Raw genomic sequence first — 17,003 nt, 5'->3', positions numbered from 1 at the left:
CCGCGATGCCGAGAACTCCCGGCGTGCGGATGAGCCCGGTGACCGGACCGATCAGGAATCGAGAAGCGCCGGACGCCGACCTCACCTAGCGTCACCGGCATGGACATCAGCATTCACGGAAGCTTCCTCCCGCAGACCGACCCCGAAGCCGCCTTGGCGTTCTATCGCGATCTCCTGGGCTTCGAGGTACGCAACGACGTCGGTTACGACGGGATGCGCTGGCTCACCGTCGGCCCGCCGGGGCAGCCCGTGTCGATCGTGCTGCACCCGCCCGCCGTCGACCCCGGCATCACCGACGACGAGCGCCGCGTCATCAGCGAGATGATGGCCAAGGGCACCTACGCGGGCATTCTGTTTTCCTCGGACGATCTCGACGGCCTCTTCAAGCACCTCGCCGAAGGGGGCGCCGAGATCATCCAGGAGCCGACCGACCAGCCGTACGGCCTGCGCGACGGCGCCGTCCGCGACCCGTCCGGGAACCTGATCCGTATCCAGCAGCGCGTCTGAATCATCGGGTGCGGGCGCGGACGTGGATCCGTTCGCCCTGCCTGCCGAAGAGACTGAGCACCTCGACGCGCCCGCGGCCGGTGGCGCCGAACCAGTGCGGCGTCCGGCAGTCGAACTCGGCCGCCTCGCCGGGGCCGAGCACGACGTCCTGGTCTCCGAGTACCAGCCGGAGCCTGCCGCGCAACACATAGAGCCACTCGCGGCCGGTGTGCGTCCGCGTCCGGGGTTCGTCGTCGCCGGGCGGGATCGTCATCTTGTAGGCACGGGGCCCGTCCTCGTGCCGGGTGAGCGGGATGAGGACCCGGCCGTCCGCGGGCGGTTCGAGCACCCTCGGTGAGGGCACGATCTCGTCGACGCGCAGGCCCAGCGCGGCGATGACCGGCAGCAGCAGTTCGAGGCTCGGCTTGCGCTGCCCGGATTCGAGCCGGGACAGGGTGCTGGTGGAGATGCCGGTGGCGCGGCTGAGCTCCACCAGCGTCGTCCCCTTCTTCTCGCGGGCGCGGCGCAGCCGGGGCGCGATCAGCTCGATGGCCGCGGTGACGGCGGGTTGGTTCTCCATCCCGCCAGCACAGCAGTTCGTCCCGATTCCGGCAAAGTTCTTTGCCGAAACAGCCAGACGCTTCGGATGCTGGTGCCATGACCGAGTCCCCGCGGCTTCCCGCCGGCGTCTACCTCCTCGCTTTCAGCCTGTTCGCGATGGGGAGCGCCGAATTCCTGATGGCCGGGGTCCTGCCCTCGGTCGCCACCGACCTCGGCGTCTCCCTGTCGTCCGCGGGCGCGCTCATCACCGCGTTCGCGCTCGGCGTCGTCCTCGGCGGACCGCCGTTCGCCGTGCTCAGCCTGAAGTGGCCACGGCGAACGGCGCTGATGACCACGCAACTGGTGTTCGCCACCGCGATCGCGGCCGGCCTGCTCGCCGACGACTACTGGATCCTGCTGGCCACCCGCTTCGTCGCCGGCCTCGCCTACGCAGGCTTCTTCGCCGTCGCCGCCGTGACCGCGATCAGTCTCGTGACCCCCGACCGCAACGCCCGCGCCTCGGGCGTCGTCGTCGCCGGACTCAGCGTCGCCATGGTGGCCGGGGGACCGGCGGGCACCCTGCTCAGCAATTTCACGGACTGGACCGGCGGCTTCTGGGGCGTCGTGGCGCTCACCGTCCTGGGCGTGGTCGCCTGCGCCGTCGGCCTGCCCGCCACCGCGTCCGCCGCTCCGAGCCTTTCCGGCGAACTGCGCGCGATGCGTTCTTGGCGCCTATGGGGCGTCTACGCCGTCACGATCCTGAGCACCGCCTCGTACATGGTGTCCTTCAACTACCTGTCGGCGATGTTGGCGGACGTCCTTCCCGCCGTCTGGATCCCCGCCGTCCTCGCCCTGTTCGGGATCGGCGCCTTCGCCGGCCTGTCCCTCGGCGGCCGGATCGCCGACCGGCGCCCGCACCACGCACTTCTGGGCGGCGTCCTCGGCATCGCGGTGTTCTCCGCGCTGCTCGCTCTCTTCGCTGCTTCCGCCTGGATTGTCGTGCCTTTGGTGTTCCTGCTGGGTATCGCGGCTTTCGTGGTCAACCCGGCGCTCTACGGGCGGGTATTCGCCATCGCCGGTTCCGCCCCGACCCTCGCCGGTGCCACCACCGTGTCGGCCTTCCAGCTGGGCATCAGCCTCACCCCGGCCTTCGCCGCAGGGGCGCTGAACCTGGGCGCTTCGCTGACCGCCATCCCGTGGATCGGCGCGGCCCTGGCGCTGCTGGCGGTCCCACTCGTGCTCCTCGATCGCTCGCATGACCGCTTGCTCATTTGCTAGCATGCGAGCATGACCCCGGTCGCCAAGCGGCAATTCAACGTCTATTTGCCGAACGACCTCATCAAGCGGGTGAAGCACGCGTCCGTCGACGCCGACGAGTCGCTCTCGTCGTTCGTCGAGCGGGTGCTGGAGGACTACCTGCTGCGCACCAGTGAGGAACGCGAGCGATGAAAGTAATGCCGATCCGCTACAGCTCGGATGTCGCGGCCATGACGCGGTTCTATGAGGCACTCGGCCTGCGGGTCGGGTCGAAGTCACGCCCCGGCGGATGGGTCGAACTGCCGGCCGAGGGCGGCATACTGGCCATCCACCAGTCCTCCGGCGAGGACGTGGGCCGCTGCGAACTGGCCTTCGAGGTCGGCGAACCGCTGGAGGACGTCGCGGCGCGCCTGCGGGTGGCCGGTTTCGAGCCGGAACCGCCGATGGACGAAGGCTTCGGTCATTCGTTGCGCGTTCAGGATCCCGACGGCGTGTGGGTGCAGCTCAACCTGTACGACCGAGACCTCTACACGTGACAGGAGTCCGGCTGGCGGCCGGCATCGTCGCGCTCGAATTCGCGGCGGCGGTGACCGGTTTCGTCGCCTCCACCCTGCTGCCCGTCGTCGCCGACGACCTGGACGCTCGGAGCAACCTCGGACTCCTGATCGCTGGCTCGTCCTTGGGCCTGTTCGTCGCTCTTCCCTTGGCGAGCCGGGTTCTCGCCCGTCTGGGCCCGCGGGGCACCCTCGCCATCGGGATGATCGCGTACCTCGGCGGGCTCCTCCTGGCCGCCATGTCCCGCACGGCGTGGATGTTCGCCCTCGGCCAGTTCTCCGCCGGTCTCGCCAGCGGTCTCCTGGCGGTTTTCGGTATCAGTTCGGCGATCCGGCACCTCGACGAACGACTTCGGCTGAAGGTGGTCGCGGCGTCCTCGGCGATGTGGATCGTTCCCGCCCTGATCGGCCCGGCCGCGACCCTCGGCCTGGAACACCTCGTCGGTTGGCGCTGGACCCTGCTGCTGCCGGTGCCGTTCGTCCTTTTCGGACGGTTGCTCGTGGTCCGCGCCGCCCGCGGCGGGGTGGATTCCACTGAGGTACCGCGCCCACTGCTGCGGACTTTGACAGTGCCGCTGGGCGCTGCGTGCGTCGTGTTCAGCATGGGATTCTGGCCCCTCGCACTCGCCGGAGCGGCGATCACCGTCGTCGGGATGATCGCGATCCTTCCTCCGGGCACCGCACGCCTACGCCCCGGCACCCCCGCCGCACTCGGCGCGATGGTGCTGTTCGCGATCGGCTATTTCGGCGCGGACAGCCTGATCACCGTGCTCCTGACGAGTGAATTCCAGGCGAGCCTCGGCCAAGCCGCGATCGTCCTGAGCGCCGCTCCACTGGGCTGGGCCGTGACCAGCCTGGTCGCGACCCGATTCACCTCGGCGCACTTCCCCGTGGTGGGCTTGAGCCTGACGGCCCTCGGCACCGCCGCCGTCGCTTTCGGTGGTTCGTTCCCCGTGGCCCTCGCCGCCTGGACCGTCGCCGGGATCGGCGTCGGACTCGCTTATCCGGGGCTGTACATCAGAGCCACGACCGCGGGTTCCAGCGGTTTCTCCGCCGCGGAACTGGCTACTGCCGTCATCACCGCGGAATGCGTCGGGCAGCTTCTGGGCCGGGCCGTCGGTGGTGCCTTGAGTACCTCCAGCACTGGCTTGTTCGCTTCGTACGCGCTGTTCGCCGTTGCCCTGGCAGCTGCCGCGATCGCCGCTCGGTCCGGTAGCCCGGAAGGTGTACAGGGGGCCGCCTCAAGTCGACAGCGCGCAGTCACTCCTGAGGCAACCGAGTGAATGCGACGTCATCTTGAACCGGCTGCATCAGAGCCGCGTGTGGAACCTGTCCCACAAGCGGCGACGGCGGCAGCGCGAATTTGCCGCCTGAGCCGGGTATGCCGTGCCGCTGGCATCAACAGCGGCACGGCATATCCCCTTTGGTTCAGTCGATCGAGGCTACGCCTGCCGCGCTGGGGGCGTGTTGCGCCTGCTCAGCCACAGCAACGCGCCGAATCCCAAAGCCGAAAGCGCCGCGGCTCGCAGCAGTACGGAGCCGGCCAGCAACACACCAGAGGTGACGATGCCGACCACGGCGACCAGCACCGCGGCCTGCCAGGTGTGCTTCCACTCGCCGGAGGTGACGCGATCCGCCATACCCAGCCAGCTGCGGGACTGCGCCCGGCAGGGCGGCTGAAGCACCAGCGTGGCATCCAGTAGCTCGTCGAAGGTGATGTACTCCGGCGCGCCGAAGGACACGCTTGCCCCACTTTCGGGCAGGCGTGTGACCGGATCGGGCGATGGTTTCTCTGGCGGTTCCCCAGTAGCAACCGGTACGGTCTTCATGTTCTCGTGTCTCCTGATCTCTATCCGGGATCCTGGTATCGCGACGAACACTCACGCGGCTCCCTGTTCCAGCAGGGGGCCGCGTCCTTACTTGATTTTTGAGTGCGGGAGAGCGACATACGCGCTGGCTGCACGACTCGCCCTCCCAGACCGTCGCTGAGGCCAGCTTGCAGAAGATCGGAGTCGAGGGCGAGCCCCGGGCATGATTAATCGCCGACCGGTCTCTAAACGAGGTTGAACGGTCGGGCGGTCGTGGCCGCTCCGATGTAGAGCGGCTATTCAGATTCTCTGATTTCCTAGCATACACTCGAAAGTGTGTATTGACAGTACTTCGCGTGTGAGCTCTGCGAGGGGATCGAAGTGTTACTTTTCAGTAAGGCACAGCGGTTTGGTATCTAAAGGGTGGTAACGGCAATATTGCCCACGGGCAAGCTGCTTGCGCGCACGCAACTTGCCGTGCAACCGCACGTGCAGTGCTGTTTGCCGCGAAAGATCGACCACTCGTCGTAGAAGTCGTCGATTCCTGTATCTGAGCCATCATTCTGTCGGGCCATCACGCTATTGGCGTAGTCGCCGCGAATTCTGCCAGGTGGGCGAACTTATGCCGTCGGGTAACGGAATCCGCAGTTGGCAGCCTTGCCTGGCCTGGAGAGCGTGGCCCTGTTCGAGTATCCCTGCTGATATATCTCCCGGCAGGGAAAACTTGCCTCGCCGCCAGGTGGCTACACACTTTTCGTACGATTTCAAGCCAGTACCGAACAAAGCTCGGCTATCGAGCCTCATGTGGTGGGGCGGGATAGCCGACACCGGAAGGGGCGAGGCAGGTTCGTGATGGTGACGGTGGCGATAGGATCGGATTCGGTGGCGCTGTACCGCGAAAAAAGCGGAATTCGTGCGCCGATGAACCGTGAGCTAGCGAATTTCGAAAAATGTCATTGCCCGCCGGTTTGGTGGCAGAAGCGATGGCCATCGCATCGCGCCTGCGCGGAATGGACACGGAAGACGAGGGTGCCGTTTACCTCGACGCGCAAAAACTGGACCGCGAGAGAAACGGGTGCTCAAACAAGCGATCGGGTCTCGGCACAAATTTTCCGGACTGGGGAAGTGGTGAACGTGGTGACCGACGCTACGTCGGAGCCGACCGACTCCGGTTCATTCGCAGCCGAATCGGCGCGACCTATGACGCGACAGTGACCGACGAAGGGCGGATCCGGCTTGAGTCGGACGGCGAGGAGTTCCGCTCCCCGTCCCGGGCCGCCATGGTGGCGGCGGGAATGCCTGGCAGGTGGTCGATCAACGGCGGATGCTGGACGCCGTTCGCCAGGAACTGCTCGACCGGGCGATTTCCACGGCGGCGGCCGCGGTCAACCGGCAGAACGAGGACGTGGAGCGTAAGCGTATCCATGCGCGCTTGCGAGAGGCGCGGAGTCATACCGATGAGCGCAACCCCGAGCGCTTCTCCGTCCGTGAACTTCTGGCGTTTGGGGAGTCAAGGACCGCGGCGACCCAGGTCAGTCGGACGAACCCGCGACGGTGGGAGAGCCAAAACAGACAACCTGCCGGTCCCCGAAGACGATGAGGGCGGGGACGATCTGAATGTCCGCCTGACGGTAGGGAACCTGTCACCTCCTGACGGAGTCGAGTCGATCAGTCCCCTCGTAATCTGCGCGGTGCAGTGGCCTGGCGATCGATCCTCAGGTGGAGGTCGTGCCCTATGACCGCGACCTCTTCGAAGTGCTTCCCACACTGCAGCAGCGCGATTTCGTCTCCGTCCTGCCATCGGTGATTACCTGCGTGTGCTGGAACAACGATGCCTGGGTCAAGGTGGGCTGGCCGTTGGATCACTCCGCCTTCGTCGCCCGGCTGGACTTCCATCCCGACCCGGTACCGGAGGACGCGGTCGAAAAGCTACGGCGATTCAACAGGCTGTTGCACCAGTACCGCGATCTGGTCCAGCGGAGGTCAAAACGTAAAAAACCCACACCCTTGGTGGGTATGGGTCTTTCGGTTGTGGAGGTTAGGGGACCTTACTCGAACACAAAAGACCAGGTCAGGGCCCTGGAAGAACTCCGCGAGAAGCTCCCCAGTCTCGATACGCCCGAGCCGACGTCGATCAAGCGCGACCGCCCCCGTCGCGCCCGGCAACTCGGCACCGAGCAGGTCGAGCAGCTGATCGCCGACTACCGGTCCGGCGCGACGGTGTACGAACTCGGTGACCGGTTCGGCATCGAACGGCGAACGGTCAGCAGCATCCTCCACCGGCACGGCGTGCCGATGCGCCGCCGCGGCCTCTCTCCCGAGCAGGTCGACGACGCCATCCACCTCTACAACCTCGGCTGGTCCCTGGCACGAGTCGGCGACCACCTGGGCGTCAACCACACCACCGTGCTGAACAAACTGCGCGAACGCGGCATCCCCACCCGAGACACCCACGGACGTCCCCGCGTCGAAGCCGCTGGTGCCCGATGACCAGGCCCGCAGCTATGTCAACTCGATCAGGTTCGGACGAGGCCACCGTCGTCAAGGCCGTCACCATGATCATGGGCGTGGTCGTCGGCCTGACTTTCCTCTTCGGCTTCGGCAACGTCCTCAACCTCGCGCTCCGGCTCGACGTGCCCGTTTGGGTCGCTCCACTCGTCGCACCTGCCGTCGACCTCTCGATCCTCGGGCTCCTCCTCGGCACTCGGCACCTGGCGCTCAAGGGTGCCTCCGCGGACTTGCTGCGTCCGGCCCGCCGGCTGCTGATCTTCGCGAGCGTGGTCACGTTGGCGTTGAACGTGGCCGACCCAGTTGTTGCAGGCGAGTACGGCAAGGCGGCGTTTGATGCGGTTGGACCGCTCCTCTTGATCGGCTGGGCTGAAGTCGGCCCAGGCTTCCTGCAAGCAATCGGCGAAACCAGTCAATCAGCCGATGCCGAGGTCGACGCCAGGGTCGACCAAGCCAGCATGCTGGCTTCCGAAAGGTCGGACGAAGACAGTTCGGCGCCTCGACAGGTCGAGCAGCGGGAACTCAGCACGCGGGAACTCGGTCGACAAGCGCCTCACAAACGCGCACCGGAGGCACTCTTGGACCAGGCCCGGCGGGAAGACGCTACTCATCGCGTGGCTCATCAGAAGCCGATATCGGCCGATACGCTGCGTATTCGTCTAGGCATCGGTGCTACTCAAGCACGACGCCTTGTCAAGATCATCCGGGCGGAGTTTCAGGCGCAGACCTCCGGAGATCCGGCCAGAGGAGATGCTGGACACGACGCGCTCGGCTCCGCCGTGACCTTGGCGGCTTGAGGTGAGCGCCACTGCCGCGCGTCAGAGCATCGGCCGGGCTTCATCATGGGAGAATCGCTGGTCAGACGCGGGCGTGGTTGGACGCCTGCCCGGTCCAGCGAGTGGGTGGGTGAGCGGGGTGACCGGCGGTGACGAGAAGCCAGATCCGTACCGAGCGTTTCAGCGGGGTCGCCTTGCAGTCGACGACTACATGTCGAAGGCGTTGCAGGCCGAGGGCAAGCTTGCTGAGGTGGCGGCCACGGGCCGTCTGCTCACCGAAGCCTTTCCTGATGTGCGGTACTACCCGTTCACACAGCACCAGGAGAAGTCCGTGGGCGCCGACTGGTTGTGGTGGTGGATCGACACCACCGGCACCAGCTTTGGATTGTTAACTCAGGCCAAGGTTCTCAAGCGCCAAGGGTCTGGGTGGCACATCGACTTCGGCTACCGGGGTAAGAAAACCGAACCCGCGCAGATCGACAAGCTCCTCGCCTCGTCCAGCACGTTCGACGTCCCGGCCGCTCATGTCCTGTACTGCGGTACACCCGCCTACCGCCTCGGTCTCGACTGCGGACTGGCCCACCCCGATGGGGCGAATTGCCGCGATCGCGAACGGGCGGGGGTGTCGATCGTGCTGAGCATCGTCGCGCACGAACTCATGCCGTCGGCTGGCCGGAACGTAGCGGCCGAAGCGTTCCACTGGGCTTCGCCGCTGGAGGACATCGCTGATCCCGACCGGCCGCAGCCGGCGCTGCAACCATTGGCCACGGTCCACCCGGACATCGCCGAGTTCATGCGGAACCCGCAAGTGGGTGCCCGGCGTGTCGCCAAGACCATGCTGGACGTGGTGCACGACATCCGCATCGGGCAGTTCTCCGCCGCGCTCTCGGATGAAGCAGACACCATCGAGGACGCAGTATTCGGCCACCTCCCGACTGACCGGGGCCACTTCAGCGTGCCCTACCTTGCGCACGTCCTCGGCGGACTGCGTCACCGACCCCCTGACTACGTCCGAGACCTACTCGCCGACAGAGCACCACCCCGCTGGGTCACTGAAGCGGTCGCCGGGGTCGTCGTCATCCGCGATCCGGAACCGATCGCTCGGGACATCGTCGTGCCCGTCGAGCTGAACAATGCCACGACCAACCGCCGGCTGGCGCTCCTTCATTCGAAGGATGACGGGCGGTCTGAGGCGGCGTGTTGATAATCGCTACGGAAGCTCCAGAAGAGTCTCCGCGTCGGAGCCGCCAGCATTCGAGTAAATGACGTAGGCAGAGCTTATTTGGAGGGTTCGCAAAGTGGTCGGCTTCCTTCTACTCTCTGCCGAAGAAAGAGAGATCGTCCTTGGTGGCGGCATCGAGGAGCCTGGATACCGTCCGTTTCCCGGCAGTCGTCGAGAGCGCGAAGAGGAAGGCTACTCCGATGAAAGTGATGAGGAGCAACCAGGCGATACACCCGTCGTGCGTCACGCGTTCCTCGAACGAATAGTCGCCGCTAAACACTGGCGACGGAGCTCATCTAGCGTGCTCTTGCTGGCCGCTCGTGGCTTGACTGTTGAGGGTCGCGAACCGGAGTCGGATAGCGATAGCTTTGCCGTCGTGGGCTTAGCGAGCGTGAACGGAGGTCCGCGGGCAAGTGCTCCCGGCACGCGCCGCATGACCATAGGACCCTGGGCAACTGTTGCACCATTTCCTGTCTTGGATCTTTTGAGCGGTATGCAAGGCGCTCAACATCGAATTACGCTAGAGATGGTAGGTGGCCCAGTCCGGGAACTGCCGAAGGCTGCCGGTCAGAAAGTGACTGAGCGACTGAAGGAAGTTCTTCCAGATTACGGTCGACTGTGTTCCAGCTTGCTGATTGATGTCGACGCTCGCAGATTCCGCAGCTCACGCGAATTGCAGCGCAGGGATGCTGTTGCAACCGCTTTGAGGATCTTCCGACAAAGATGGCGTTCTGTGGAGCCTGTTCCGGTCGCCGAACCGACCAGCTTTGCTGAAGAAATCGACCGAGCTGTTCGAGGCGTCGAGAATGATTATATTCAAGACGACGCCGCAGTCTTTCCGGGATGGGAAAGGTCTGCACGCAGTCGATCAGGCTGGTGGGAGTTTCGAAGCAGGGATCGCCGCCTGCTGATCAAGAACATTAATGTTTCTCCTGCTGAAACACGCACTGGGGCCGACTTGATCTATGTGCGACGTGCTCCCGATTCTGTTGTCCTAGTGCAATACAAGGTCTTGCAGAAGCTGAAGAAGACTGGCGAGCTCATTTTCCGGCCAGATGGAAGACTGGACAGCCAAGTCGAACGCATGCTGGCGTTTCGTGCGATGCAGGACGACATCGTCGACGTTGATCCCCATGAGTATCGTATCGGCCGCGGGTTTACGTTTGTAAAATTTCTCCACGACGGCGGATCGACTGGGTTGGCGGACGACGAGCTAACGTCGGGCTACTATATCCCATCGGAGATTGTCAGGTCTATGCTAAGCAGGCCGAGCAAGGGGCCAAGCGGCGGCGATGTGCACTACGTCGAACAATATCGTCACATCGACGGAACAACATTTGTTAAGCTGGTCCAAGATAGTTGGATTGGCTCAACTGGAAGAGCAACAGATCTACTCCGGCAGACTGTCGGATTGCTGCAATCCAGTCTGCGAGATGATGCGACCATTGCTGTTGATGAGCCGATTTAGAGCTTCCGAAGAGAAGGCGAACTCGAACTCGAACTGGTCTTTGGTGCTCAGTTCATGCCCTATGCAGGAGTCGGTCGAAGAACTCCGAGACGGTGCTGGCGGCGCGATCTTCGCTGAGCTCGTAGCCACTGAAGCGGTAGACCTCGTATCCGGTCAGGCGAAGGTCGCGATCGCCGCGAGTGGTATCGCTGTAGATACGGGGGCTCGGCTGGTGAGAGGAGGTCGCGTAATGCTGTTCCCCATCGACCTCAAGCACGACTCGTCTGAGCCCAGGCAACAGCATCAGGAAGTCCATACGTTGATTAAGGAAGGCGTCCTCTCCTCTCTGTCTCCGCGAGACTGGGTCCCAATGCAGCCACACCTCCGGCAACAGCGCGAACAGCGGGTCATGGTCCTTCGCGTAGTCGTAGTACGCAACGAGGAGAGCGTGCTGAGCTGGTGACACATCGGCACAAATTGTCACCAGACGTCGCCAAAGCTCAAGCTTGGCCTGGTCTGCGGGGATGCCCTTGCGGTGCGACCACCACGACTCGACGTCTCGCCAGGTCAGGCCGCGGTCGCTGACCGGGACGTCGTATGCAAGCACGGTGTCATCCCCAGTCAATACCTCAATGCTCTGATCTAGCACGTCGCGTAGCCGCAGCGCGGGCTTGCCGTGCCGGCTGGCAAAGAGGATGAGTTGGGCTGGGCGCGGTCGGGTTCCCGCGGCGACGATCGTGAAGGCGGGGTAGCCGTCGGTCGAGCCAGACTCCGTGATCTTCAGACCTGCACGGGCAAGGATCGGGGAGAGGGCCGCAGCCATCTCCCGCTGTCGCGCCTCCCTTGGGTTCACCGCGCCGGAAAGCAGCCCCTCCAGGAACAGCACGAACCGGCGATCTCCACCGTCGAGAGCGCCGATCTCTCTGAAGAACTCCACCGTCGTCCAGTCACCGGGGAAGCGGAACATGTGCCGCACGACCGGCTCGTACGGGTCCTTGGGCTCGAACGACCACTCGGTCGAGAGCAGCACCCAGTGCCGCTTGACCAGGTTGAGAAGCCCGTCGGCCTCCAACCAGATCGCATCGAACGCGTCCAGCGCCTCGGCGACTTCACGGCGTGTCCGGACGGTGATCTGCGGCCAGTTCTCCCGTGACCAGAGCAGATCCTCGACTCGGTGACTTAGCTCGATCGTCAGATCGCCGTGTTGGAGAAAGCCAGCACACACGGCCTCGTAATCACTCGGTGCGATGGCGTCGAACGCCAGGTCGAGTCGCTGCCGTTTGGACAACGGCTTCACCTCGTCGGCCTGCGACGGGTCCGGATGCTCCGGCGGTATGACCAGCCTCAACGCCGTACCCACCGTGTTCAGGTCGACGTGTCGGAGGTGGTGCAGGCTCGACACGAGCTCTCTGACCAGGTCGCGGGCGTCGATATCTACCTCAGTCGGGTCGGCGGCTGCCATCTCAGGCCCCAGCACCGCACCAGTGAGTGGATACGGCATCGAGCCCGGATGGTCGTATCAATACAGTCAGTTTCGCCTGGCTCGGCAAGTACGCCGTTTTCTCCATGACCTCATCGTGCACCGTGGCAAGCGTCGAGCGTGAGCCGACCTCGGTGGAAGATGCAGACTCCCGCCGACCGGACAGGCACACGGAGGAGCTCGCCGTGCCCAATGCCATGGACTTCGACACCGTATTGACCGTCGACCTGCAGTCGTCGTCGCCACGGCTGGCGGCTTTCGGTGGCCCGTAGGAACCAGTTGGTCTTCGCCGCGTTCTTCAGGGTCAACGAGCGACCTCCTCCCGCACTAGTCGGGTGCGACGATTTCAGGAGCCATGAAGTTTAGGTCGTGGCCTTGCATGCTTATGACGATGTCAAGCCCGCTTGCCAGGACAGCATCGACATCTGCGTGTAGATCGACATCGACAACTGCGACCGCTAGGCCAGAGTCGCTGACGACCTGCAGTTCGGAGGGTGCGTCTGTCGTTGTCGAAATATGGACGATCTCCGGCGTCTGATAGGCAATTATAAGCTCACTGCGAAGCGTCACTTGGGCGTTTCCTGTCTCAAGCAGAGATCGCAGCACATTGTTTCGGCGAGCCCGGATGAACTGCAAGAGATCGAGCACTTCGCGTGCCGCCGCGTCAAATGTGCCCCGCCAGCCTCGGATATGCATACTCGCGAGCCAGGGCCGGACGTCTTCAATCTCGACACCTTGGCGCTGCGCCTCACGCCCGATGACATGTGCCAATCGACGAGAACGTACTGCTTCATTGAGCAACGCCAGGGCGTGCGGCGTGTTGACACCGTGTCGGATGCACCATGCAGTGTCGGGCCGAAGGCGGCTTACAAGGCCGGCCTCCTCAAGGCCGGCGTTGGCTTGCTCGACGAGGACAGCGACAGTCCAAGCCAAGTAGTGTTCGAACGTTGAACTGATGGCGTCAACAGTCTGTTCCAACTGCCACTCGACGGCCAGACCGGGAAGAAGTCGTTCGGCAAGAGCCGGAACATCAAGGCCGTCTATCCATCCGGTCAATCCGTCCACAATGGACACATTGACTAGGTTCTTGTCTCCCTTGGCTCTCGTCGACCAAAACTTCCAGCAGTTGCCAGCTTCCGGTTGTGCCAGTAGTTGTGTGAGTACTTTTTGTTCCGAAAACAGGAGGATGGTGTCGTTGAGTGGCCAATACCAGGTGTCATCGGGGATAGCAAAACCTAGTTGGCGAAGCTCACGTTCCCGCGTGGCAACAGCACCAACTACCTGACCGGCTATCACATCTAGCCGCGCTGCGGTACCGAGCGAGGTTCCGGCAGCTGTCCAACGCCGTCGCTGTGCCGGGCTTGTACGTTCAAAGGTGGCTCGAACCTGTTCGGCCAGCCGCAGCCAACGTTGCCGAAGCGCTGGGTCCATCTGCTGAAATGCCAGGAGTCTATTGAGGACGATGTCCATCTGGACGGGATCGTCGAAGACCGTCCACAGTGGCTGCAGCGTCGTCAGGACAAACCACGTGTACGACACAAAGTCAGACGCGACCGTATCCGGTGCAAGCTGGAAAACCGCGTCAGCCGTGGTGGCGATGAGCTCCTCGGCATCAGCAAGGGCTGACAGTGACTCCTCTGCCAAAAGAGTGGAGCGGGCTTCGAGCGCCTCGTCATTCGGGCGGAGCTCGTCGAAATCCTTGAGCTCGGACTGCTTCTGCAACGCAAGGACGATCCAGCCTTCAGACTCACGGCCGGCTCGTCCAGCTCGCCCGATGGCATTCATGAGCCGTGCGGCGCCAAGTTGAGCCCCAGGGTGCTGACCCTCGAAACGAGTTTCGGCGATCACGACTGTCCGAACTGGTAGGTTCACACCGTCGGTCAGCGTGCTCGTAGAAACGATCGCCAACACAATCTCGGTCCGGACCGCTTCCTCGATCGCGTCGAGCACGTCTACAGGTAGGCCGGCATGGTGGTACGCGACGCCGTGCTCGGCACAGGCAATAAGCGGATGCTGGTCACCTAGCCGCTCACGAAGGAACTCGACAAGCTCACGCGTGGGTTCACGCGGCGGTAGGTAGCCTGCCAAGGCTCTGGCGGCATCACGGGCCATAGTTCGCGACGAAACGATCATCAGCAGACTGCCTGCGTGCGTCAGTATTGATGCTGCTGCGGCGAAAATCTTGTACCCCGGTGTGCCGCCGCTGTCCTTGGCGAGCTTGCCGCCAGGGGCTTCCTTGAGGACCAAATTTCCTAGTGGCTCCTCAGAGCGCGTCGTCAGTTTTGTAACCGGCCCCGCCTCGGCGGGACGTAGTCGAAACTGTGCTACTTGCGGCAGAGTAACGCGTGTGGGCCACTGGGCCGACTTACGAGGACTCCGTACTGCGGCTTCCCACACCGGCTCAGCGTTGAGTAGCGCATGGAGACGGCGGGGCCCTCGCCAATCAGACGTGAACAGTACTTCTGGGCGCTCTGCGTCAAGCCAAGACGCTAGCGAAGCAGCATTTCCGAGTACTCCCGAGAGAAGCACGATCCGCGGGTTCTCGTCCGCCGCCATGAGGTAAGCGAGCAGCCCCTCGACGGTGAACCCCCGCCCGGGTTGCGCCAAAAGGTGCGCTTCGTCGATGACGAACAATGAGAAGCGCTGCATGACGGCGTCGGCGTCATGACGCAGCAAGTGCATTAGTCGCTCAGGTGTCGTGACCTCGACATCAGTGGTGTCTTGCGAGAAGGACAAGATGTCGAACAAGTCGCTGTCCTCACTCAACTCGCGGTTGAGTACCCGTAGTCGCCCGGAAAGCGCCTTTCGCATCTCTCGTCCAAGGCTGCGCAACGGAGTCACGTAACAAACTCCACCAGGCTGCGTCGCGACGTGAGTGCAGATGATCAGCTGCGCGAGCAACGTCTTCCCGGCGCTGGTGGGTACTGACAAGAGCAGCCGCCGTGTGGCCGGATCCAGAGGGTTCATTCCTGGCCGCTCAAGCAGTTCTCTTTGAGGCGGCCATAGAGTCAGGACCGGCGGGTCGGCAAGGCAGAATGCCTGTGCCACGGCGTTCGGCGTTCCGGAAGGAAGGATCGAGTAGAGGCTGCCGGTTTCAAGACCATCGGCGATCGTCAACAGGTGGGCGGCAACCCAGCGAGCGTCGAGGTCGCCAGTTCCCGCAGTACCGTCCAGAACGGACAACAGCGCCGCTCGCGCTACTGGCAACTCACGGCCGGCGCCGAACGCTAAGAAGCGAAGTAGCGACCACACGGCGCGCACTACCTGTTGCGCTGGACCAAACATCGTCGACTGGAGGTCATCGAGTTCGACTGTCGCGGCGAGTTCGGTGAGCTGGCGTCGCCAACTGCGAAGGAGGGGGAACAGGAACCTCGTATCGAGACCAAGGAAGGCGACGCCAGCCTCGACTGCCAGCGTGTCAGAATGATCGACTAGTGGTGTGTCGTCGATCAGAAGATCTGAGACACGGCGATACACGGCAGTCGCGTTCGGGTCGAGGTCAGCCCGTCGGTAGCCAACTTGTGCGCCGAAGGCGAGGTTCAGGCGTTGACGTGCATCATGGCGGAGGTCTGCCAAGGTCAAGTCGAAGACGTGAGCGCTTACGGCGAAAGCCCGACGCTGTCGTGCAGGTGTGTACAACTCGGCGGCTTCCGATGCCGAGGCGACAGCGTGGAGGTACCACGCGGCACGTTCGAGGTTCTCGTCAACGGCGAAGTCTCCGCGGAAGGCTCGTATTTCGACGTCGGCGATCAGACTCGCCAATTCTTGTGGTGACGGCAGGACGCCCGTTTGGTGGACACCAAGCGCCTCAACGAGGTCCGGCAGGTTCAGAGCGCGCTCCATACCATCCTCCTGACTTCGTCGGCGAACTCAGTGAAGTTTTCGATCACGCAGAGCAGTCCTTCAAGTTGCCCTGCATTGGCGAACTGATCCAGGGTGGTCTCTAGCGGGGAGAAGCACGTCGCGGGAGGGGTTACCGTGTTCGTGGCAACCCCGACCCCTGCTCCTGCTCGTGGGTCTGCGTTGATCCACAGATCACCCAGCTCGGCAAAGAGGCCCCCGAGCTCGCCATCTGTCTGGCGATGAGCGCTGGTGAGCTTGGCCAGATACTGCAGGCCCCTGATATTGAGCTGGTCCGAGGCGCGCTGCACGGTCGCAGTGACTACCGATTTTTCCGTATTGTGCTTCTTTATCTCCCACAGCCTGAAGAAGAGTGAGACTTTTGCACCTGGCGGTGCATAGACCACGAATCCGTCTTCGCCTTGTTCTGTTACAGAGTAGCTCGGTTCGCTGAGGTACTTGCGTTCACGATGCGCGGCTTGCTGTTCTTTCATGATGAGATGCCACAGCCACTCGGCGACGAATCCCTCTAAATGGTTGCTCTTGCCCTTTTTCGCCTTGGCGTCGCCGGGCTCAACAGCGCCAGGTCGGCCAAAGACGGAGATGATAAACGATAAGACGAGCTCTCGATCGTCTTCGGCTACCGTGTTCGCGGACAGGGCTGCTGCTCGCCAACAAGGGAAAGCTCGTGATTTTCCGCATCGGAACTTCATGATCGCTTCTGCGATGATCCACGCGACTGCGCTGCGGCGGTCGGCGGAGAAGCCGACCATTGCCACGAGGTCCCATGCACATTTTCCGGCTGCATGCTGACCTCTCGACTCACTCACCAAGAGGCGACTGACCTGGTTGTCGTGCTGAGCTGCCAGTCGGGCAGCCTCGGCCGGGCTCGCTGGCGGCGCGACGGTCACAACGGGGTGGTCACCCTGTGAACCGTCCTCCTCGGACGCGCTCCCGGCTACACTCTGCATCCGGCGGACCTTACGCCGACGTCACCTCCGACCTGGAGAAGCTCGCCGAGTGGGGCCCAAACGGCCTAGTGCGGCACCTACGTCACGTGCTTCAGGTCAGGCGCCGTTTCGCGC

At 63.5% G+C, this 17,003-nt stretch carries 16 protein-coding genes; 10 read left to right on the top strand and 6 right to left on the bottom strand.

Annotated features, from left to right (window positions below):
- The first annotated feature begins 99 nt into the window (after nt 1-99).
- The gene (locus ACLARN_RS36380) at nt 100-507 is read left to right on the top strand and encodes a VOC family protein (RefSeq protein ID WP_409496018.1); all 408 of its coding nucleotides are present in this window, start codon (nt 100-102) and stop codon (nt 505-507) included.
- A gap of 1 nt (nt 508) precedes the next feature.
- Here ACLARN_RS36380 and ACLARN_RS36375 read toward each other — a convergent pair whose 3' ends face one another.
- On the bottom strand, nt 509-1,066 hold the full coding sequence (locus ACLARN_RS36375; protein WP_409496017.1) for a helix-turn-helix domain-containing protein: 558 nt from the start codon (nt 1,064-1,066) through the stop codon (nt 509-511).
- Between the two features lie 77 nt (nt 1,067-1,143).
- On the opposite strand from ACLARN_RS36375, the gene ACLARN_RS36370 reads away from it, so the two are divergent.
- The 4 genes from ACLARN_RS36370 to ACLARN_RS36355 are packed head-to-tail and all read left to right on the top strand — an operon-like array spanning nt 1,144 to nt 4,120.
- Complete coding sequence (locus ACLARN_RS36370; protein WP_409496016.1) at nt 1,144-2,304, top strand: MFS transporter; 1,161 nt, start codon at nt 1,144-1,146, stop codon at nt 2,302-2,304.
- 9 nt (nt 2,305-2,313) lie between these two features.
- Entirely contained in the window at nt 2,314-2,475 is a 162-nt protein-coding gene (locus ACLARN_RS36365) for a CopG family transcriptional regulator (protein WP_409496015.1), read from the top strand.
- On the top strand, nt 2,472-2,819 hold the full coding sequence (locus tag ACLARN_RS36360) for a VOC family protein (protein ID WP_409496014.1): 348 nt from the start codon (nt 2,472-2,474) through the stop codon (nt 2,817-2,819). Before ACLARN_RS36365 ends, ACLARN_RS36360 begins: the two co-directional genes overlap by 4 nt.
- Nucleotides 2,816-4,120, top strand: a complete 1,305-nt coding sequence (locus ACLARN_RS36355) for an MFS transporter (protein WP_409496013.1) — start codon at nt 2,816-2,818, stop codon at nt 4,118-4,120. Before ACLARN_RS36360 ends, ACLARN_RS36355 begins: the two co-directional genes overlap by 4 nt.
- 159 nt (nt 4,121-4,279) lie before the next feature.
- On the opposite strand, the gene ACLARN_RS36350 is transcribed toward ACLARN_RS36355, so the two are convergent.
- Nucleotides 4,280-4,579, bottom strand: a complete 300-nt coding sequence (locus ACLARN_RS36350; protein ID WP_409496012.1) for a hypothetical protein — start codon at nt 4,577-4,579, stop codon at nt 4,280-4,282.
- 1,264 nt (nt 4,580-5,843) lie between these two features.
- Nucleotides 5,844-6,071 (bottom strand): hypothetical protein, encoded by a 228-nt coding sequence (locus ACLARN_RS36345; protein WP_409496011.1) that lies wholly within the window; start codon nt 6,069-6,071, stop codon nt 5,844-5,846.
- A gap of 302 nt (nt 6,072-6,373) precedes the next feature.
- Here ACLARN_RS36345 and ACLARN_RS36340 point away from each other — a divergent pair, with 302 nt between their 5' ends.
- From ACLARN_RS36340 to ACLARN_RS36325, 4 genes are all read left to right on the top strand, one after another.
- Complete coding sequence (locus ACLARN_RS36340; protein ID WP_409496010.1) at nt 6,374-7,135, top strand: hypothetical protein; 762 nt, start codon at nt 6,374-6,376, stop codon at nt 7,133-7,135.
- Nucleotides 7,132-7,950 carry a hypothetical protein gene (locus ACLARN_RS36335; protein WP_409496009.1) on the top strand — a complete coding sequence of 273 codons (819 nt, stop codon included), beginning with the start codon at nt 7,132-7,134 and terminating at the stop codon, nt 7,948-7,950. The genes ACLARN_RS36340 and ACLARN_RS36335 overlap by 4 nt, the downstream gene beginning before the upstream one ends.
- Nucleotides 7,951-8,068: 118 nt before the next feature.
- On the top strand, nt 8,069-9,133 hold the full coding sequence (locus ACLARN_RS36330; protein ID WP_409496008.1) for a hypothetical protein: 1,065 nt from the start codon (nt 8,069-8,071) through the stop codon (nt 9,131-9,133).
- Between the two features lie 94 nt (nt 9,134-9,227).
- On the top strand, nt 9,228-10,619 hold the full coding sequence (locus tag ACLARN_RS36325) for a hypothetical protein (protein ID WP_409496007.1): 1,392 nt from the start codon (nt 9,228-9,230) through the stop codon (nt 10,617-10,619).
- Between the two features lie 52 nt (nt 10,620-10,671).
- On the opposite strand, the gene ACLARN_RS36320 is transcribed toward ACLARN_RS36325, so the two are convergent.
- Complete coding sequence (locus tag ACLARN_RS36320; protein WP_409496006.1) at nt 10,672-12,060, bottom strand: hypothetical protein; 1,389 nt, start codon at nt 12,058-12,060, stop codon at nt 10,672-10,674.
- Between the two features lie 26 nt (nt 12,061-12,086).
- Here ACLARN_RS36320 and ACLARN_RS36315 point away from each other — a divergent pair, with 26 nt between their 5' ends.
- A complete protein-coding gene (locus ACLARN_RS36315) occupies nt 12,087-12,350 on the top strand; it encodes a hypothetical protein (protein WP_409496005.1) in 264 nt (87 codons plus the stop codon).
- Nucleotides 12,351-12,405: 55 nt separating this feature from the next.
- On the opposite strand, the gene ACLARN_RS36310 is transcribed toward ACLARN_RS36315, so the two are convergent.
- Both ACLARN_RS36310 and ACLARN_RS36305 read right to left on the bottom strand, forming a co-directional pair.
- Nucleotides 12,406-15,921 carry a DEAD/DEAH box helicase gene (locus ACLARN_RS36310; RefSeq protein ID WP_409496004.1) on the bottom strand — a complete coding sequence of 1,172 codons (3,516 nt, stop codon included), beginning with the start codon at nt 15,919-15,921 and terminating at the stop codon, nt 12,406-12,408.
- Nucleotides 15,906-16,829, bottom strand: coding sequence for a hypothetical protein (locus tag ACLARN_RS36305; protein WP_409496003.1), 924 nt, complete (start codon nt 16,827-16,829; stop codon nt 15,906-15,908). Before ACLARN_RS36305 ends, ACLARN_RS36310 begins: the two co-directional genes overlap by 16 nt.
- Between the last annotated feature and the right edge of the window lie 174 nt (nt 16,830-17,003).

Origin of the sequence: Amycolatopsis sp. cmx-11-12 (assembly GCF_046269425.1) — a bacterium.
Lineage (GTDB): Bacteria > Actinomycetota > Actinomycetes > Mycobacteriales > Pseudonocardiaceae > Amycolatopsis.
This window is presented reverse-complemented; position numbering and strand designations above follow the sequence as displayed.